The organism is Pseudomonas sp. HLT2-19-2 (genome assembly GCF_054898005.1).
On record NZ_CM142712.1, the window covers coordinates 1,959,199 to 1,974,788 of the forward strand.

17 protein-coding genes and 3 pseudogenes are annotated in these 15,590 nt (G+C 57.5%); 15 read left to right on the top strand and 5 right to left on the bottom strand.

Annotated elements, in window-relative coordinates; translation table 11 throughout:
• The first annotated feature begins 46 nt into the window (after nucleotides 1-46).
• Together ACYZTU_RS09090 and ACYZTU_RS09095 are read left to right on the top strand one after the other, a co-directional pair.
• Nucleotides 47-1,513 (top strand): purine-cytosine permease family protein, encoded by a 1,467-nt coding sequence (locus ACYZTU_RS09090; protein WP_461969539.1) that lies wholly within the window; start codon nucleotides 47-49, stop codon nucleotides 1,511-1,513.
• On the top strand, nucleotides 1,506-2,435 hold the full coding sequence (locus tag ACYZTU_RS09095) for a PfkB family carbohydrate kinase (RefSeq protein ID WP_461969541.1): 930 nt from the start codon (nucleotides 1,506-1,508) through the stop codon (nucleotides 2,433-2,435). Before ACYZTU_RS09090 ends, ACYZTU_RS09095 begins: the two co-directional genes overlap by 8 nt.
• Nucleotides 2,436-2,548: 113 nt before the next feature.
• Here ACYZTU_RS09095 and ACYZTU_RS09100 read toward each other — a convergent pair whose 3' ends face one another.
• From ACYZTU_RS09100 to ACYZTU_RS09110, 3 genes are all read right to left on the bottom strand, one after another.
• Nucleotides 2,549-2,803 (bottom strand): hypothetical protein, encoded by a 255-nt coding sequence (locus ACYZTU_RS09100; protein WP_461969543.1) that lies wholly within the window; start codon nucleotides 2,801-2,803, stop codon nucleotides 2,549-2,551.
• Nucleotides 2,804-2,847: 44 nt separating this feature from the next.
• Nucleotides 2,848-3,186: a hypothetical protein gene (locus tag ACYZTU_RS09105; RefSeq protein WP_461969545.1), complete on the bottom strand. Its 339-nt coding sequence runs from the start codon at nucleotides 3,184-3,186 to the stop codon at nucleotides 2,848-2,850.
• A 130-nt stretch (nucleotides 3,187-3,316) separates the two neighbouring features.
• The gene (locus tag ACYZTU_RS09110; RefSeq protein WP_461969547.1) at nucleotides 3,317-3,970 is read right to left on the bottom strand and encodes an HD domain-containing protein; all 654 of its coding nucleotides are present in this window, start codon (nucleotides 3,968-3,970) and stop codon (nucleotides 3,317-3,319) included.
• Between the two features lie 165 nt (nucleotides 3,971-4,135).
• Between ACYZTU_RS09110 and ACYZTU_RS09115 the strand changes: the two genes are divergently transcribed.
• The 12 genes and pseudogenes from ACYZTU_RS09115 to ACYZTU_RS09170 all read left to right on the top strand — a co-directional run bounded on the left by ACYZTU_RS09115 (nucleotide 4,136) and on the right by ACYZTU_RS09170 (nucleotide 11,417).
• On the top strand, nucleotides 4,136-4,618 hold the full coding sequence (locus ACYZTU_RS09115) for a GNAT family N-acetyltransferase (RefSeq protein WP_461969549.1): 483 nt from the start codon (nucleotides 4,136-4,138) through the stop codon (nucleotides 4,616-4,618).
• Nucleotides 4,619-4,850: 232 nt separating this feature from the next.
• Nucleotides 4,851-5,345: a PAAR domain-containing protein gene (locus ACYZTU_RS09120; protein ID WP_461969551.1), complete on the top strand. Its 495-nt coding sequence runs from the start codon at nucleotides 4,851-4,853 to the stop codon at nucleotides 5,343-5,345.
• A gap of 5 nt (nucleotides 5,346-5,350) precedes the next feature.
• A complete protein-coding gene (locus tag ACYZTU_RS09125; RefSeq protein ID WP_461969553.1) occupies nucleotides 5,351-6,082 on the top strand; it encodes an alpha/beta hydrolase in 732 nt (243 codons plus the stop codon).
• Nucleotides 6,083-6,088: 6 nt separating this feature from the next.
• Nucleotides 6,089-6,586 (top strand): hypothetical protein, encoded by a 498-nt coding sequence (locus ACYZTU_RS09130; protein ID WP_461969555.1) that lies wholly within the window; start codon nucleotides 6,089-6,091, stop codon nucleotides 6,584-6,586.
• A gap of 225 nt (nucleotides 6,587-6,811) precedes the next feature.
• Complete coding sequence (locus ACYZTU_RS09135; protein ID WP_461969556.1) at nucleotides 6,812-7,246, top strand: alpha/beta hydrolase; 435 nt, start codon at nucleotides 6,812-6,814, stop codon at nucleotides 7,244-7,246.
• The gene (locus ACYZTU_RS09140; RefSeq protein ID WP_461969557.1) at nucleotides 7,215-7,733 is read left to right on the top strand and encodes a hypothetical protein; all 519 of its coding nucleotides are present in this window, start codon (nucleotides 7,215-7,217) and stop codon (nucleotides 7,731-7,733) included. Before ACYZTU_RS09135 ends, ACYZTU_RS09140 begins: the two co-directional genes overlap by 32 nt.
• 171 nt (nucleotides 7,734-7,904) lie before the next feature.
• On the top strand, nucleotides 7,905-8,897 hold the full coding sequence (locus ACYZTU_RS09145) for a 2-dehydro-3-deoxygalactonokinase (protein WP_461969559.1): 993 nt from the start codon (nucleotides 7,905-7,907) through the stop codon (nucleotides 8,895-8,897).
• Nucleotides 8,898-8,916: 19 nt separating this feature from the next.
• Nucleotides 8,917-9,537 carry a 2-dehydro-3-deoxy-6-phosphogalactonate aldolase gene (locus ACYZTU_RS09150; RefSeq protein WP_461969561.1) on the top strand — a complete coding sequence of 207 codons (621 nt, stop codon included), beginning with the start codon at nucleotides 8,917-8,919 and terminating at the stop codon, nucleotides 9,535-9,537.
• A 146-nt stretch (nucleotides 9,538-9,683) separates the two neighbouring features.
• A pseudogene (locus tag ACYZTU_RS09155) lies at nucleotides 9,684-9,863 on the top strand (galactonate dehydratase); the annotation flags it as partial.
• 75 nt (nucleotides 9,864-9,938) lie between these two features.
• Nucleotides 9,939-10,354: pseudogene (locus ACYZTU_RS09160) on the top strand (MFS transporter); the annotation flags it as partial.
• Between the two features lies 1 nt (nucleotide 10,355).
• Nucleotides 10,356-10,553: pseudogene (locus tag ACYZTU_RS09165) on the top strand (MFS transporter); the annotation flags it as partial.
• A 60-nt stretch (nucleotides 10,554-10,613) separates the two neighbouring features.
• Entirely contained in the window at nucleotides 10,614-11,417 is an 804-nt protein-coding gene (locus tag ACYZTU_RS09170) for an IclR family transcriptional regulator (RefSeq protein ID WP_461969563.1), read from the top strand.
• Here the strand turns inward: ACYZTU_RS09170 and ACYZTU_RS09175 are convergent.
• Nucleotides 11,414-12,466 carry an NAD(P)-dependent alcohol dehydrogenase gene (locus ACYZTU_RS09175; RefSeq protein WP_461969565.1) on the bottom strand — a complete coding sequence of 351 codons (1,053 nt, stop codon included), beginning with the start codon at nucleotides 12,464-12,466 and terminating at the stop codon, nucleotides 11,414-11,416. The genes ACYZTU_RS09170 and ACYZTU_RS09175 overlap by 4 nt on opposite strands.
• Nucleotides 12,467-12,658: 192 nt before the next feature.
• On the opposite strand from ACYZTU_RS09175, the gene ACYZTU_RS09180 reads away from it, so the two are divergent.
• Nucleotides 12,659-13,549 carry an AraC family transcriptional regulator gene (locus ACYZTU_RS09180; protein WP_461969566.1) on the top strand — a complete coding sequence of 297 codons (891 nt, stop codon included), beginning with the start codon at nucleotides 12,659-12,661 and terminating at the stop codon, nucleotides 13,547-13,549.
• Between the two features lie 51 nt (nucleotides 13,550-13,600).
• Here the strand turns inward: ACYZTU_RS09180 and ACYZTU_RS09185 are convergent, their stop codons facing one another.
• Entirely contained in the window at nucleotides 13,601-15,265 is a 1,665-nt protein-coding gene (locus ACYZTU_RS09185) for an electron transfer flavoprotein-ubiquinone oxidoreductase (protein ID WP_461969568.1), read from the bottom strand.
• Nucleotides 15,266-15,590: the final 325 nt, after the last annotated feature.

Consider the following 15,590-nt stretch of genomic DNA (forward strand, 5'->3'; position numbering starts at 1 on the left):
CCGTCATTGCCCACAACCACAACAAAGGCAACAGGAGCATTTTCACATGAGTTCATCGACCGCCGGGCAAAGCGTCGGGCAATTGGAAACCCGTGGCATCGAGCCGGTGCCGGAAGCGGAGTGCAACGGTCATCCGCTGCAACTGTTCTGGGTCTGGTTCGCGGCCAACATTTCTATCCTCGGCCTGCCGTTGGGGGCGACCCTCGTAGCCTTTCGCGGGCTGGCGATCTGGCAGGCGATCATCGTCGCGATCCTGGGTGCCGCCGGCTCCTTCGCGGTAGTCGGGATCATCTCCATTGCCGGTCGCCGCGGTCGCGCACCGAGCCTGACGTTGTCGCGAGCGATCTTTGGTGTACGCGGCAACATTGGGCCGACCCTGGTTTCGTTGACGTCGCGTCTGGGCTGGGAAACCGTCAACACCACCACTGCAGCGTTCGTGCTGTTGTCGCTGTGCTCGATTCTGTTCGGCTCGCCGGTAGAAGCCAAAAGCGCGCCGCTGCTGACCCTGGTGTTCATCGCGATTTTCGTGTTACTGACGTTGTCGGTCTCTGGCCTCGGTCACGCCACGTTGCTTGCGATTCAGAAGTGGGCGACTTACGTGTTCGGTGCGCTGAACCTGCTGGTGGGCGGTTTCCTCTGCGCGACCATCGACTGGAGTGCGGTGTTCAACGCAACGCCCGCGCCGTTGAGTGCGATGATCATCGGCGTCGGCACCATGGCCGCTGGCACCGGGATCGGTTGGGCCAACGCCGGTGCCGACATGTCGCGCTATCAGCATCGCAGCGTCAAAGCCGCGCGCCTGGTGGCTTCGGCAGCGTTCGGTGCGGGAATTCCGCTGGTGCTGCTGATCACCCTCGGCGGCCTGCTGTCGGTGGGTAACAATGACTTGGCCTCGGCCACTGACCCGATCATCGCAATCCGCGACATGCTGCCGACCTGGATGGCCGTGCCGTACCTGATCACTGCGTTCGGTGGGTTGCTGCTGTCGAACAACCTCTCGGTGTACTCCGCCGGTTTGACCACGCTGACCCTCGGTCTGAAGGTCAAACGCGTCTACGCGGTGGTGGTGGATATCGTCGCGATCTTCGCCGGTTCGATTTATTTTATGCTGATCGCCGACAGCTTCTACGGTCCGTTCATTACCTTCATTTCGCTGCTGGCGGTGCCGATCACGGCGTGGGTCGGGATCTTCGTCGTCGACCTGATTCACCGTCATTACTACAGCCCCAAAGACCTGCTGGACGTCAGCCCGAGCAGCGCTTACTGGTACAACGGCGGTATTGAGTGGCGCGCCTTCGGTGCGTGGGCGGTGGCGATCGTATTGGGCTTCAGCTTCACCACCATCGGCACGACCGAACAAACTGTCTGGTTCCGCGGCTTCCTGTCCGACTCCTGGCTGGGTCATAACGGCCTCGGCTGGATCGTGACGTTCCTGGTGGCCGGCGGGATTTATGGTGTACTCGGCGGGGCGAAGGATCGTCGTGGCGCGATGACCGAGAACGCTCATGCCTAGATTGCTGCACACCGGCCAGGTCATGATCGACCTGGTCATGGCCGTGGATAAACTGCCTCATTCGGGCGGCGATGTACTGGCGCAGTCCGCCAGTTTCGAGGCTGGCGGCGGCTTCAATGTGATGGCTGCCGCCCAGCGCAATGGCTTGCCGGTGGTTTACCTCGGCCGTCATGGCACCGGACGTTTCGGCGACCTGGCCCGCGAAGCGATGAACGCTGAAGGCATTCGGATCGGCATCACTCACCGCGCCGAGCGGGATACGGGATTGTGCGTCGCGGTCACCGAAGCGTCAGCCGAGCGCAGTTTCATTTCCTACATCGGTGCCGAGGGTGAGTTGACCGCCGAGGACTTGGCGAGCGTGCCGACCGAGGCGGGTGACTTTGTCTACGTCAGCGGCTACAGCCTGCTGCAGGGCGGCAAAGCCCAGGCACTGGTGGATTGGGTGCTGGATTTGCCGAGAGCGATCAACGTGGTGTTCGATCCGGGTCCGCTGGTGAATTCGCCGGATGAGCCGTTGATGCAAGCCTTGCTGGCACGCATTGATCTGTGGACCAGCAACAGTGTCGAGGCGTTGAAGTTTACCGGTACATCGGACATTGCCGAGGCCGCGAACCGGTTGGCCGCTCATCTGCCGGTCGACGTCTTGATGGTGGTTCGTGACGGCCCTCAAGGGTGCTGGATCAGCCAGCGTGGAGATCGCCAGCATGTGCCGGGTTTCAAGGTTGAGGCGGTAGACAGCAATGGTGCGGGGGATGCACATGCCGGGGTATTTGTGGCCGGGTTAGCGCAAGGATTGTCGGCGGTTGAAGCGGCGCGGCGGGCTAATGCGGCGGCTGCGTTGGCGGTCACTCGATGGGGGCCGGCGACTTCACCGGGGACTGCCGAGGTGGATGCTTTAATCAGCCTGACTTTTGGTGCCTGATCTGACGTCTTCGTCGGATCGCCGCCCGGAGACAGGCTCGCTCCCACATTGAATCTGCGGCGTACACAGATCCCTGTGGGAGCGAGCCTGCTCGCGAAAGGGCCCTCAGCTGTTTAAACGTCCAGCTTACGCGCCGCTTCAACCCCTGCGGCACTGAGTTTGATCGGCAAACTCAAGGAATGCTCACCCGCTTCGTTACAGGACACATGCCCATGTTGAATCAGCCCGCGATCCTGCAGCGTGGCGAGGGTGCTGGCCACGACTTTTTCCCCCCGGTAATTGTCCAGGACCTCTTTGCCCAAGCCGCTTGGATGGGCATGCAGCAGACGGGTCAGGATTTCTTTCTCAAGGTTTTTATCGACGTTCATGGTTACCTCTTCATGGATGTGGATAGGTCGCTCGCGTCGGCGAACTACTGGCTGGCACCGCCTTCTGAGCCCGAACCACCGGTGGTGGTTTTCGAGCCGACGCCGGTGTCGGCGTTATCGGGTGTCTGGGTGTCTGGCCTGTTCATTCCGCCTTGACGGCCCGCGTCGTTGCCTTGGGTCCGTGGGTCGGTGCCCGTAGAGGGAGGCAGGCTGCTGTCGACGCCCGTGCCATTGGTGTTGATGCCGGGTGCGCTTTGGATAGCTGGGGATTTGGGTTTTTCGACCGGGTCGGTCGGGCCAGTACCCGTGGCCGTGGTTGCGGCAAACGCGGTGCAGGACAACAGGGTGGTGAGAGCGAGGGCGGTCAATTTGGACATCATCATGGTGTGTCTCCATTTAATTAGAGTCCCTACTTGATGTTGGTCCGCCCCCGATTTGGATTGGTGCCTGATGAACGACGAACGGTTTAGGCCTGCTGCAGCGCTTTGCTGATAACGGGCAAAACAGGCGCCTTCAGCAGGCGCCGATTTCTTCCTTGAACAACATCATGAATCCCTTCAACCGTTCGTGGCGAATCTGCGCCAGACGCTGGCCGGTGGTCGTCTGGAATCCGTCCGCCAAGTGCAGCAGTTTGGTTTGGAAGTGGTCGAGGCAAAAACGTTTGTCATCGTACTCCCGTGCCTTCGCCTCGGGATCCTGTGGGTCGTACAAAGCGCTACCCATACGTCCGGCGATGTAAAAGGTCCGCGCCACGCCGAGCATGCCGAGAGAGTCGAGGCGGTCGGCGTCCTGCATGATTTTGGCTTCGAGCGTGGTCGGCGCGATGTTGGCGGAAAAACTGTGCGCTTCGATGGCATGGGCAACAGCGCTGATTTTTGCGCCTGGCCAGAACATGTCCGCCAACACTTTTGATGCCTTCTCGGCGGCCAGCCGCGACGCCTGAGAACGTAGCGGCGAATTCTTCTCTACCGCCACGCAATCGTGCAAAAGCACCGCCGCGAGCAGCACCTCAAGATCACCCCCTTCTTGCGCGTGGAGCGTTCGCACGTTGTGCCAGACCCGCTGCAAGTGCGACAGATCATGAGCACCGTCCTCCGAGGGTTCCAGCGCGTGGGGCAGCAGTTGCGCAGCGAGGAGTTGCAGTGGCGCGAAAGCATCAATGTTCATAAACATCCTGTTAAGTGAAAACGTCTTTTGCAGCGACATAGCCCTGTAGCAGCAGGCTTCGCCAGCTGCTACACATGCTCCATGGATCAGCTTTGAATTTCCAGTGTGACGAGCGCCGCTTGCCGACTTAGTATGGCGTTTTCAACTTTTGACGAAGGCACGTCCATGACGATCGAGATCCGCCCGGCGACCCCGAGCGATGCACCGCAGATCCTCGGGTTCATCACCGAACTGGCCGACTACGAACGTGCCCGCCACGAAGTCATCGCCAGCGTCGCCGACATCGAGCGCAGCCTGTTCAGCGAAGGCGCCACCGCTCACGGCCTGATCTGCCTGCGCGACGGCTCGCCGATCGGCTTCGCGGTGTTCTTCTTCAGCTATTCCACGTGGCTGGGCAGCAACTGCCTGTACCTCGAAGACCTCTACATCACCCCCGAACAACGCGGCGGCGGCGCCGGCAAAACCTTGTTGCGCCACCTCGCCAAAATCGCCTGCGCCAATGACTGCGGACGCTTCGAGTGGAGCGTGCTGGACTGGAACAAACCGGCGATCGAGTTTTATAAGTCGTTGGGCGCGCAGCCGCAGGAAGAGTGGGTTCGATATCGGATGGATGGGGCGGTGTTGCGGGAGTTTGCCGAGGGGAGTTGATGCACATCTTGCCAAACGCTGAATCCAGTTGTCGCCACCGGTTTAGTCCGGCATCCTGTGCGCCTTTGCGCGCTCACGGATGACACCTGCAATGCCATGGCATCTTCATCTCTCGACATTCGTCACGATCGCCATCGACTATCCGGTTTGGTTGAACGCTGTTGGTGCATTTCTTTTGCACCCTAGATGTTTGCCACCATCGCTTTAAAACTCAACAGCAAGGAGCTTTGACTTGAGTGGAAAACCTGCTGCGCGCGTTACCGACCCTACGTCGTGCCCGTTACCCGGACATGGCACCAAACCGATTGTTTCTGGATCGCCAGATGTTTTCTTCGATGGTCTGGCCGCTGCTCGCATGACGGACAAATCTGCCTGTGGCAGCCCAATTACCGGTGCTGTTTCGGGTACGGTATTCATCAATGGTCTCAACGCTGCAACCCTCGATAGCACGGGCGGGCACGGCAACGTAGTCATCGGCGGTTCCGGGACCGTTATCATCGGACAAAGCGGAGGCGGAGCAGCCTTTAGTGGGTTGCTTGCGATGCCGGTGCATTTCACCGACAGATTACAAGTGGTGAATGACGCGACCGGTGAGCCGATTCCTTATCACCCATACACCATTCAGCGTGGTGACGGCAGCGAAGAGCATGGCGTTACGGATGCGTCCGGGTTTACTCACACCGTCAATTCTCATTTGGCCGAGACCATTAAATTGTTTGTGGAGTGATTGGCATGGCTGGTGAAGCTGCAGCGGTGAAACAAGAGTTGCCTAAAAGAGAAGTAAAAACCCATACATTGACCTGTAAAACGGACCAGTCTATTAAACAGGTACCTATTACTTTGCGAGACTTGGTTGTATTTTTTATTGGTGGTGCGGGCGATCAGGAGAGTTATTACGGTACAGGGCCCAATAATAATATCGATTATGTGCGCCGGATTGCTGTTGACGACGCAAAGCAGTTGGAGATTTTGAAGCGCTGTCCATCGTGGGCGCTCAGTTATAATTCGTTTATTAGTGATGATGATCTTGAACGCAATGTGTTGAGTCGAATACCTAATTGCTCCACCGCAATTTACATCGTTGGCCACAGCCTCGGTGGTTGGAATGGTGCCCACCTTTCCAGTGTGCTGACAGACAAAGGCTTCAGAGTAAAAATGCTGATTACACTGGATCCAGTAGGTGAAGGGAAAATCGTCTACGGCATCTCAAGTATCTATGGACGGGAGCCAATACCCAAGGCTGACTACTGGGTTAACATTCGGGCTGCAGCGGTCGACTGGAATGTGTCGGATCTGGTCGCGGACTTTGGTGAACAGTGGGAAGTAACACAGGGACCTAATGTCATGGGGCGGGTGGACGTCAACCATGCCGATGCCGACAGGATGTTTGTGCAGACATTGCCTGGTGGCAAGTCTGCTCGGCAAATATTCAACGAGTCGATTTTGAGCTACTTTAGGGAGTGATTCTGGATGCATAAGGTTTTTTTGTTTTTAACAATCTTGATGAGTGCATCTTGTTCTCTCAATCATGGAAGACCTATCGCAACGCTTGAATACTCCAGTGTAAATGAACTTCGGAGTACTGGGCTTTACCAAATTTATTTCACTTCCGATGTGGAGCTTCTCCAGTTATTCAAGTCGCGAATAGGTGAGGGGCTTGTCTGTTCTTTAGAAGATGATCTGGATTTTACCGAAGCACACCATATTCAGCGTTCCGGTTTTGGTTTGGTAGAAAAAGTTATTGAGCCGGCGTCATTGCTCTATCGAGCGAATGTCATTTTTAGTGAGTCAGAAAGCGGAAAAGGAGGAGAGGATTATTTGGAAGGAGAGGCCCTGATTCCGCTATTGAAGAAACGTGATTTTATTTCGTGCCTGTTTCGAGTTCATACCACCACGTACAATACGTACTTCTCCAAGGTCATGCGCGTGCCGACCGCGGAACTGTTGAAGGCTATTTCTAAACAGTAAAACAAGCCTAGGTGATGCGAGGTTGTTTGCCGGGAAAAAGCAGCCTCTCACTCAGTCACTGGCTTCCCAATTACTATTGATCAAACCGTCGAGGACTTGTCGAACGGTAATCTTGAAAGCCCCGGTCTTCCCTTCGTCAAACGCCGCTTTCCACGCCGTATAACCGTAAGCGCTCCATAGAACCCCACTTACTTCAAGGTGGGTGGCGCGCTCATCAGCCAATGTATGGCCAAGGCGCCGGATCTGACAACACCTGTATATATAGTGGGTCACAGCCTGGGTGGATGGAATGGTGCTCACCTATCAGCAGTGTTAAGTAATCGAGGGTATAGAATTCCGGTTTTAGTCACGCTTGATCCTGTGGGTGAAGGAAAAATTGTCTATGGGATCTCGAGTATCTATCAGCAAGAACCCAAACCAAAGGCAGAGTACTGGGTCAACGTGAGAGCAGATGCCAAGGATTGGAACTTTTCCGACCTTGTGGCCGATTTTGGTGAGCAGTGGAATATGGCATCCGGTCCAAATATGAACGGCCGTGTTGATGTTAATCATGCCGACGCGTGGGCGATTTACATCGCCATGCTTGAATGCGGTAAGTCGGCCAGGGATATTTTAATGGAGTCGATAGTTGAACACTTCAAAGGAAAAAAATGTGCCTAGATTGCTCCTGTGTTTAATGTTCATGCTGTGCGCTTCATGCGCAATGAATCATGGTAAACCCATTGCTAAATTGGATTACGTCAGCGTCGAGCGCTATCAAGACAAACGTATATATCAAGTTAGCTTTACGTCAAACGTAGATGTGGTGAATCTGTTTAAATCAAAGATAAGTCAGACATTAATCTGCTCCTTGGGCGGTGATACTGATTTTTCAGTGGCTCACCGCATCCAGCAATACGGGGAGGGGTTGATTGAAACTGTTCAGCAGGGTGGCGAGCAGGTGTTTAAGGCTGATTTAATATTTAGTGAAGTCAAGAGTTCGACAAACGATGCGGTGATGAAAAGCGAAGTGCTTAGTTCGCTATTGGTCGAGCAGGCGTCAATTACCTGCAAAGTTAGAATCAATGCCTATTCTTACAAAACCTATTTTTCGGAAGAGATGCAGGTTCCTACGAAAGATTTGTTACGAGAGATCGCTAAGTACTGAACGCAAAACGGCGCGGAGGATGGTCGCAAAGTCAGTGGTCCATCCAAACCTGAAGGAGAGGCCAGAAAGCAATATCCCAAAATATGGGATGATAAATTACATATTGAGATTTGTGCTCCGGGAGGTCTATAGTCAGCTCACTCACTGCCAATAAACAAAACAGGTGAAGCGATGCTGGCGCAATTGATCGCGCTCGATTGGGGGACAACCTCATTACGTGCTTACAAACTCGCCGCGGGTGGCCAGGTGCTCGAACAGCGTTCGCTGTCGTCGGGCATCATGCAGCTGCCCAGGACGCCGCGAATGATTGCGGGTCAGGCATGTACCGACGGTTTTGAACTGGCCTTCGATGAGGCCTGCGGTGACTGGCTCGACGCGCAGCCCGACTTGCCGGTGATTGCTTGCGGCATGGTCGGCAGCGCACAAGGCTGGTGTGAAACGGCTTACCGCGATACGCCGGCGAACGTCGCCAATCTCGGAACTTCCCTACAAACGGTTCGCAGTCTTCGCGGTGTCGATGTGCACATCGTGCCGGGCGTGATTCAGCGTTCGCGCCTGCCGAACGTGATGCGTGGCGAAGAAACTCAGGTGCTTGGCGTTCTGCACACTCTGCTGGGCGAGGCGGGCAACGATCTGTTGATCGGTCTGCCGGGCAGTCATTCGAAGTGGGTGGAAGTGGCCGACGGCTGCATCGTACATTTCGATACCTTCATGACCGGCGAAGTCTTCGCCGTGCTCAGCGAACACAGCATTCTGGGGCGTACCCAGCAAAAGGGCGCGTCCTTCGATGGCCAAGCCTTTGATCGTGGCGTGCAGGTGGCCTTGTCAACGGATGGCGAGATCGGGCCGTTGTCGACAGTGTTCAGTGCCCGCAGCCTCGGGTTGACGGGCGAACTCAGCGCCACCGCCCAACCGGATTACTTGTCCGGTCTGTTGATCGGCCATGAACTGTCAGCGTTGGCGAGTGTTCAGCGGCGCCGACGCAACAGCGTTCATCTGCCTTCGATCATCCTCATCGGTAATGCCCAACTCTGTGCCCGCTACAGCCGGGCCCTCGACGCCTGCGGTTTTGCCCGGGTGACCCTGGCCGAACGAGCCACCGAACGCGGCTTGTGGCAGTTGGCGGTTGCCGCCGGACTGATCACATCACACTCATCCCGTTAAACCTGACTGGAGGTCTGACATGCTCAAGCAAGCATTGGCGCAAAACGGTCTGATCGCTATTTTGCGTGGCCTGCGCCCGCAAGAAGCGGCAGCCATCGGCGAAGTCCTTTACGCCGCCGGATTTCGCGTCATCGAAGTGCCGCTTAATTCCCCTGAACCGTACGAAAGTATCCGCATCCTGCGCAGTACCTTGCCCGGCGATTGCCTGATCGGCGCGGGCACTGTGTTGACGCCGGAACAGGTCGAGCAAGTGAAAGCAGCAGGGGGCCAAGTGATCGTCATGCCTCACAGCGATGCCAAGGTGTTGCGCGCAGCGAAAGCGGCGGGGTTGTTCCTGTCGCCAGGTGTGGCGACGCCGACTGAGGCCTTCGCCGCATTGGCCGAAGGGGCGGACGTGCTGAAGATGTTCCCGGCCGAGCAGATGGGCCCGGCAGTCGTCAAAGCCTGGCTTGCGGTGCTGCCTACGGGAACGATTCTGGCGCCCGTCGGCGGGATCACTCCGGACAACATGCAGGTGTTTATCGACGCTGGCGTCAAAGGGTTCGGACTGGGTTCCGGGTTGTTCAAACCAGGCATGACGCCTAAGGAAGTGGCCGTAAACGCCAAGGCCTACGTGGCTGCCTGGAAAGCCCTTCGCTAAGACTTTTTTGGCGCTGCGAGCGCTGCATCTATAAGAGCTGCACTTATAAAAAGAGAGCAAAAGATGAAAATCACCAAACTGACCACCTTCATCGTTCCACCGCGCTTTTGCTTCCTCAAAGTCGAAACCGACGAGGGCGTTACCGGCTGGATTACGTCAAGGATCCACGGATGTTCGACTACGACAAAGGTTTCGTGAATATCCCGAATGGCCCGGGCCTGGGGATTGAGATCAACGAGGAATACGTCATCGAACGCGCGGCGGTCGGCCACCGTTGGCGCAACCCGATCTGGCGCCATGCCGATGGCAGCTTTGCCGAGTGGTGAGTTCTGTCTGACCCCACAGGGTTTCAGCGCAAGTCTTTGAATCGCCCTCAATAAACATAAAAAGAGGCACTCACCATGCAACCGCAGACCCTCACCGGGCAGGCGTCGTTGGTGACGCCCAGCCGCAAGCGTTTTTTCATCATGGTCCTGCTGTTTATCACCGTGGTGATCAACTACCTGGACCGCAGCAACCTGTCCATCGCCGCTCCGGCGCTGACCAACGAACTGGGCATCGATCCGATTCATGTCGGTCTGATTTTCTCCGCATTCGGCTGGACTTACGCCGCGATGCAAATCTCCGGCGGCTGGCTGGTGGATCGCGTCCCGCCGCGGATTCTTTACAGCGTCGCGCTGCTGTTATGGTCGATCGCCACCGTCATGCTTGGTTTCCCGAGAGCGAGCGCGCTACGGCGATCGGTCTCTACACTTCCGGGCAATTCGTCGGTCTGGCGTTCCTGACGCCGGTATTGGCCTGGCTGCAGCACCAATATAGTTCGATTGCTGGGATTGACCGGCGGGGTGTTCAACTTCATCGGCAACCTGTCGGCGATTACCACGCCGATCGTCATCGGTTTCCTCGCCACCGGTGATTCGTTTGCCCCGGCGATCACCTACATCTCGGTTCTGGCGTTGATTGGTGCGCTTTCCTATATCTTGCTGGTCGGCAAGGTCGAGCGTATCAAGTTGTAGTCGCAGCCGTCGGGCGACCATAATGCCGCCCGTTCACTCGCTCAACGGTAAAGGCTGGATATGCAGGAAGACGCCCCAAAAATCGCCAAGGACGCCGCACCGACCGGCACCCAGACACTGCTTCGTGGTTTGGGTGTGGTTCAGGCCGTGGCCAGTGGTGCCCGCGATCTGAAGGAAATCGCCCGGCTGATCGGCACGACACGCAGCACCACCCATCGTCTGGCCAGTTGCCTGGTGGACGAGCGTTACCTGCGCGTGGTGCCGCAAGTCGGTTATCTGTTGGGGCCGAAGCTGATCGAACTGGGTTTCCAGGCGCGCGAAGAGCTGCCGTTGGTGACCCTGGCCGGACCGTATCTGGATGAGTTGTCGGCGTTGACCGGCGACACCATTCATTTGGCGATTCGTGAAGGCGACGAGGTGCTGTACCTGCACAAGAATCCGGGGCGCAATGGCCCGGAAATGCGTTCGCGGGTTGGCCATCGCATGCCGTTGGCGCGTACCGGGATCGGCAAGGCGCTGATGCTCGATGACACGCAGGAAGAATGGCAGCGGCTGTACGAAGTCAGCTTGCCGGCGGGTGGGAAAAATCAGTTCTGGCCGCAGCACCCGGAACAGTCCTGGGAGCAGTTTCAGCAGCGCATGGTTGAGTATGTGGCGGGCGGTTATGCCTTCGATCTGGAAGACAATGAACCGTCGATCCGCTGCGTGGCGGCGCCGATCCGCGATGCCAGCCAACGCATCGTCGCCGGCATCAGCATCGCCAGCACCGTGCCGTATATGCCGCTGGAGAAAATGGCCGAGCTGATTCCCCTGATCAAAGGGGTCACAGCCCGGCTGTCGGCGGAGCTTGGCGCTAAGGTTTAGACCTTCAGCGTCGCCATGTCGATGACGAAGCGGTACTTCACGTCCCCGGCGATCATGCGGGTGTAAGCCTCGTTGATCTGGCGGATGTCGAGCATTTCGATGTCGCAGGTGATGTTGTGCTCGGCGCAGAAATCCAGCACTTCCTGGGTTTCGGCGATGCCACCGATCAGCGAACCGGCCAACACGCGACGGCTCATCACCAGTTTGCCAGCGTGTACCGGTGGATCTACCGGCTCGATCAGCCCGACCAGAATGTGCACGCCGTCGAAACGCAGCGTATCGAGGTAGGGATTGAGATCGTGCTGCACCGGAATGGTGTCCAGCAGGAAGTCGAAATGGCCGGCCGCAGCCTTCATCTGATCGGCATCGGTGGACACGATCACGTGGTCCGCACCCTGGCGACGACCTTCTTCAGCCTTGCTCGCCGAACGGGTGAACAGCGTCACTTCCGCGCCCATCGCCTTGGCGAACTTGATGCCCATGTGGCCGAGACCGCCCATGCCGAGAATCCCGACCTTATCGCCCGCTTTCACGCCGTAGTGCTTGAGCGGCGAGTAGGTGGTGATGCCGGCGCAGAGGATCGGCGCGGCGCTGGCCAGGTCGAGTTCTTCGGGGATGCGCACGACGAAGTGCTCGCTGACCACGATGCTGTCGGAGTAACCGCCCATGGTGTTGCTGCCATCGACCCGGTCCGGGGTGGCGTACGTCATGGTCGGACCTTCGAGGCAGTATTGCTCAAGGTTCGACTGGCAGGCTTCGCAGCTGCGGCAGGAATCAACCATGCAGCCGACGCCGACCAGATCGCCGACTTTGTGCTGGGTGACGTTCGAACCAATCGCGGTAACTTTGCCTACGATCTCGTGGCCAGGCATCAGCGGGTAGACGGCAATGCCCCACTCGTTGCGTGCCTGGTGGATGTCGGAATGGCAAACGCCGCAGTAGAGAATATCGATCGCAACGTCGTCGGCCCGTGGGCTGCGGCGCTCGAATTTCACGGGGGCGAGGGGAGTGGTGGCCGACTGGGCGGCGTATCCGATGGCGGTGTACATGATGAACCTCGCAAAAACTGTGACAGGTGAGGTGGCACATTCTGGGCGCCGCACCTGTCACCGGCCATGGCGATTCCTCCGGGTGTCATGCCTAATCCTCCGGCTTGTTTCTTTGATTGGTCAAATGGGCGATCAGACCTGCGATGATGCTTTCATCCCTTTTTTCGTGACTTTTTCTGTGAAGAGCTCCCCATGTTGTTGACCCGTCATCTCGATGCCAATGCCACCTTGGTTTCGCTGATTGAGCCACTGGCGATTCGCGACGGTTTCGTACCGACGGCGTTACCAGGGGTGCAGGTTTTGCGGGCCAGTTGCGACGTGGCCCGTGGTCCGCAGATTTACGAGCCGAGCCTGGTCATCATCGCCCAAGGCAGCAAACTGGCGTACCTCGGGCCGCGTACCCTGGAATATGGTGCCGGGCACTATCTGATTCAGGCATTGCCGGTACCTTTTGAATGCGAAACTTTTTCGGCGCCGGATGGGCCAATGCTAGGGGTTTCCATCGCCATCGATCGGGTACTGCTCGGCGAGTTGGTGTTGGCCATGGGGCTGGCGCCGGGGCGCAATATTCCTGCGCAGACACCCGAGTCGATGACCTCGGCTGTGCTCGACAATGACATGCGCGGTTGTGTAGAGCGGCTGTTGCACTGCCTGCACGATCCGCTGGAATGCCAGATCATGGGGCAGGCACGATCGCGTGAGTTATTGTTCGTTGCGTTGCGCGGTCCGCAAGCCAATGTGTTGCGTGCGCTGGTGGAGCAGCAGGGTCAGTTCGCTCGGGTAGCGGCATCGCTCAGTCATCTGCATGCGCATTACACCGAGCCGTTGAACGTCGAGACGCTGGCCAGTTGCGCGAACATGAGCGCGTCGACGTTTCATGAGCATTTCAAACGCAGCACCTTGTTATCGCCGGTGCAGTATTTGAAACGTTTGCGCTTGCTCAAGGCCCAGCAGTTGTTGCTCACCGAAGGTTTGGGTGTGGCGCAGGTGGCGCATCGGGTCGGGTATCAAAGTACGTCGCAGTTCAGTCGCGAGTACAAGCGCTACTTCGAGCGCAATCCCGGTGATGAGCGCGCTGCCTGACGGACAACAAAAAGGCCCCCATTCGGGAGCCTTGATGTTCAGCCGTTCGACTTACATGTTCGGATAAGTCGGGCCGCCAGAGCCTTCCGGCGCCACCCAGGTGATGTTCTGTGCAGGGTCCTTGATGTCGCAGGTCTTGCAGTGAACGCAGTTCTGGGCGTTGATCTGGAAGCGCTTCTCGCCGTCTTCCTTGGTCACCACTTCATACACGCCGGCCGGGCAGTAGCGCTGAGCAGGCTCATCGTACAGCGGCAGGTTCTTGGCGATCGGGATGCTCGGGTCGGTCAGCTTCAGGTGGCACGGCTGTTCTTCTTCATGGTTGGTACCGGAGATGAACACCGAGCTGAGTTTGTCGAAGCTGATCTTGCCGTCCGGTTTCGGGTAGTCGATCTTCTTGCAATCGGCCGCCAGTTTCAGGCAAGCGTAATCCGGCTTGTTATCGTGCAGGGTGAACGGCAGTTTGCCGCCGAAGATGTTCTGGTCGAGCCAGTTGAAACCGCCGCCGACGATGGCGCCGAACTTGTGGATCGCCGGGCCGAAGTTGCGGCTGGCGAACAGTTCGTCGTGTAGCCAGCTCTTCTTGAAGGCGTCGACGTAAGTGGTCAGCTCTTCGGTGCCGTCTTTTTCAGCAAACAGCGCCTCGGCCACGGATTCGGCGGCGAGCATGCCGGACTTCATCGCGGTGTGGCTGCCTTTGATCTTGGCGAAGTTCAGGGTGCCGAGGTCGCAACCGATCAGCGCGCCGCCCTTGAAGACCATTTTCGGCAGCGAGTTCAGGCCGCCCTTGGAGATGGCGCGAGCACCGTAGCTGATGCGCTTGCCGCCTTCCAGGTACTGCTTGAGCACCGGGTGATGCTTGAGGCGCTGGAACTCGTCGAATGGCGACAAGTAAGTGTTGCTGTAGGACAGGTCGACGATCAGACCCACTACAACCTGATTGTTTTCCAGGTGATAAAGGAACGAGCCACCGGTGTTCTCGGTGCCCATGATGTCCAGCGGCCAACCGGCGGTGTGGACTACCAGGCCTGGCTGGTGCTTGGCCGGATCGACTTCCCAGATTTCTTTCAGGCCGATGCCGTAGTGCTGGGCGTCGGCATCGCTGTCGAGGTTGAAGCGCTTGATCAGCTGCTTGCCGATATGGCCGCGGCAACCTTCGGCGAACAGCGTGTACTTGCCACGCAGTTCCATGCCCGGGGTGTACAGGCCTTCTTTCGGATGACCTTCGCGATCAACGCCCAGATCGCCCGTGATAATTCCGCGAACCACGCCGTTCTCGTCGAACAGTGCTTCCTGGGCGGCGAAGCCAGGGTAGATTTCTACGCCCAGATTCTCGGCTTGCTGGGCCAGCCAGCGGCACAGGTTGCCCAGGGAGATGATGTAGTTGCCTTCGTTGTGCATGGTCTTGGGCACAAAGAAGTCAGGGATTTTTTGCGCGCTGTCGGCGTTCTTGAGAACGAAGATGTCATCGCGCTTGACCGGCGTATTCAGCGGTGCGCCGAGTTCTTTCCAGTCCGGGAACAATTCGTTCAGGGCGCGGGGTTCGAAGATCGCGCCGGAAAGAATATGTGCACCGACTTCGGAGCCTTTTTCGACCACGCAGACGCTGATTTCCTTACCGGCTTCGGCGGCCTTCTGCTTCAATCGGCAGGCGGCGGAAAGACCCGCGGGGCCGGCACCGACGATGACCACGTCGAATTCCATGTATTCGCGTTCCACAGGTAATCTCCTACTCAAGGCTCAACAGTTTTTTTTCTAATTGGAGGTTTGGTGTCGCATCCATGAATTCCTGCTCAATGCAGGAAGAGGACAATCGATGAGCCACCTTTCTCTCTAAGGTGGCGCATTATATCTACACCACTCCTAGCGTCCAATACAAACGTTTGTTTGAATCGGCTCAAAGCCAGAGAAATCAAAGTCACGCGGCTTATGACTGGCCATTTTGCCGTATTGACCGGAATAGGCGTTCCGGTCAATATACGGTCGGTTTTGCGCTCGCCGTAGGCTGACTGTTGGTTTCAAGAGCACCTCTAAAGACAGGGCG

Coding starts and splice junctions, on each gene's coding strand:
- ACYZTU_RS09170 (WP_461969563.1), top strand. CDS start 10,614: ATGCAGGAAGACGCCCCAAAAATCGCCAAGGACGCCGCACCGACCGGC.
- ACYZTU_RS09125 (WP_461969553.1), top strand. CDS start 5,351: ATGGCTGGTGAAGCTGCAGCGGTGAAACAAGAGTTGCCTAAAAGAGAA.
- ACYZTU_RS09105 (WP_461969545.1), bottom strand. CDS start 3,186: ATGATGATGTCCAAATTGACCGCCCTCGCTCTCACCACCCTGTTGTCC.
- ACYZTU_RS09145 (WP_461969559.1), top strand. CDS start 7,905: ATGCTGGCGCAATTGATCGCGCTCGATTGGGGGACAACCTCATTACGT.
- ACYZTU_RS09150 (WP_461969561.1), top strand. CDS start 8,917: ATGCTCAAGCAAGCATTGGCGCAAAACGGTCTGATCGCTATTTTGCGT.
- ACYZTU_RS09135 (WP_461969556.1), top strand. CDS start 6,812: ATGGCCAAGGCGCCGGATCTGACAACACCTGTATATATAGTGGGTCAC.
- ACYZTU_RS09100 (WP_461969543.1), bottom strand. CDS start 2,803: ATGAACGTCGATAAAAACCTTGAGAAAGAAATCCTGACCCGTCTGCTG.
- ACYZTU_RS09175 (WP_461969565.1), bottom strand. CDS start 12,466: ATGTACACCGCCATCGGATACGCCGCCCAGTCGGCCACCACTCCCCTC.
- ACYZTU_RS09180 (WP_461969566.1), top strand. CDS start 12,659: ATGTTGTTGACCCGTCATCTCGATGCCAATGCCACCTTGGTTTCGCTG.
- ACYZTU_RS09130 (WP_461969555.1), top strand. CDS start 6,089: ATGCATAAGGTTTTTTTGTTTTTAACAATCTTGATGAGTGCATCTTGT.
- ACYZTU_RS09090 (WP_461969539.1), top strand. CDS start 47: ATGAGTTCATCGACCGCCGGGCAAAGCGTCGGGCAATTGGAAACCCGT.
- ACYZTU_RS09095 (WP_461969541.1), top strand. CDS start 1,506: ATGCCTAGATTGCTGCACACCGGCCAGGTCATGATCGACCTGGTCATG.
- ACYZTU_RS09110 (WP_461969547.1), bottom strand. CDS start 3,970: ATGAACATTGATGCTTTCGCGCCACTGCAACTCCTCGCTGCGCAACTG.
- ACYZTU_RS09115 (WP_461969549.1), top strand. CDS start 4,136: ATGACGATCGAGATCCGCCCGGCGACCCCGAGCGATGCACCGCAGATC.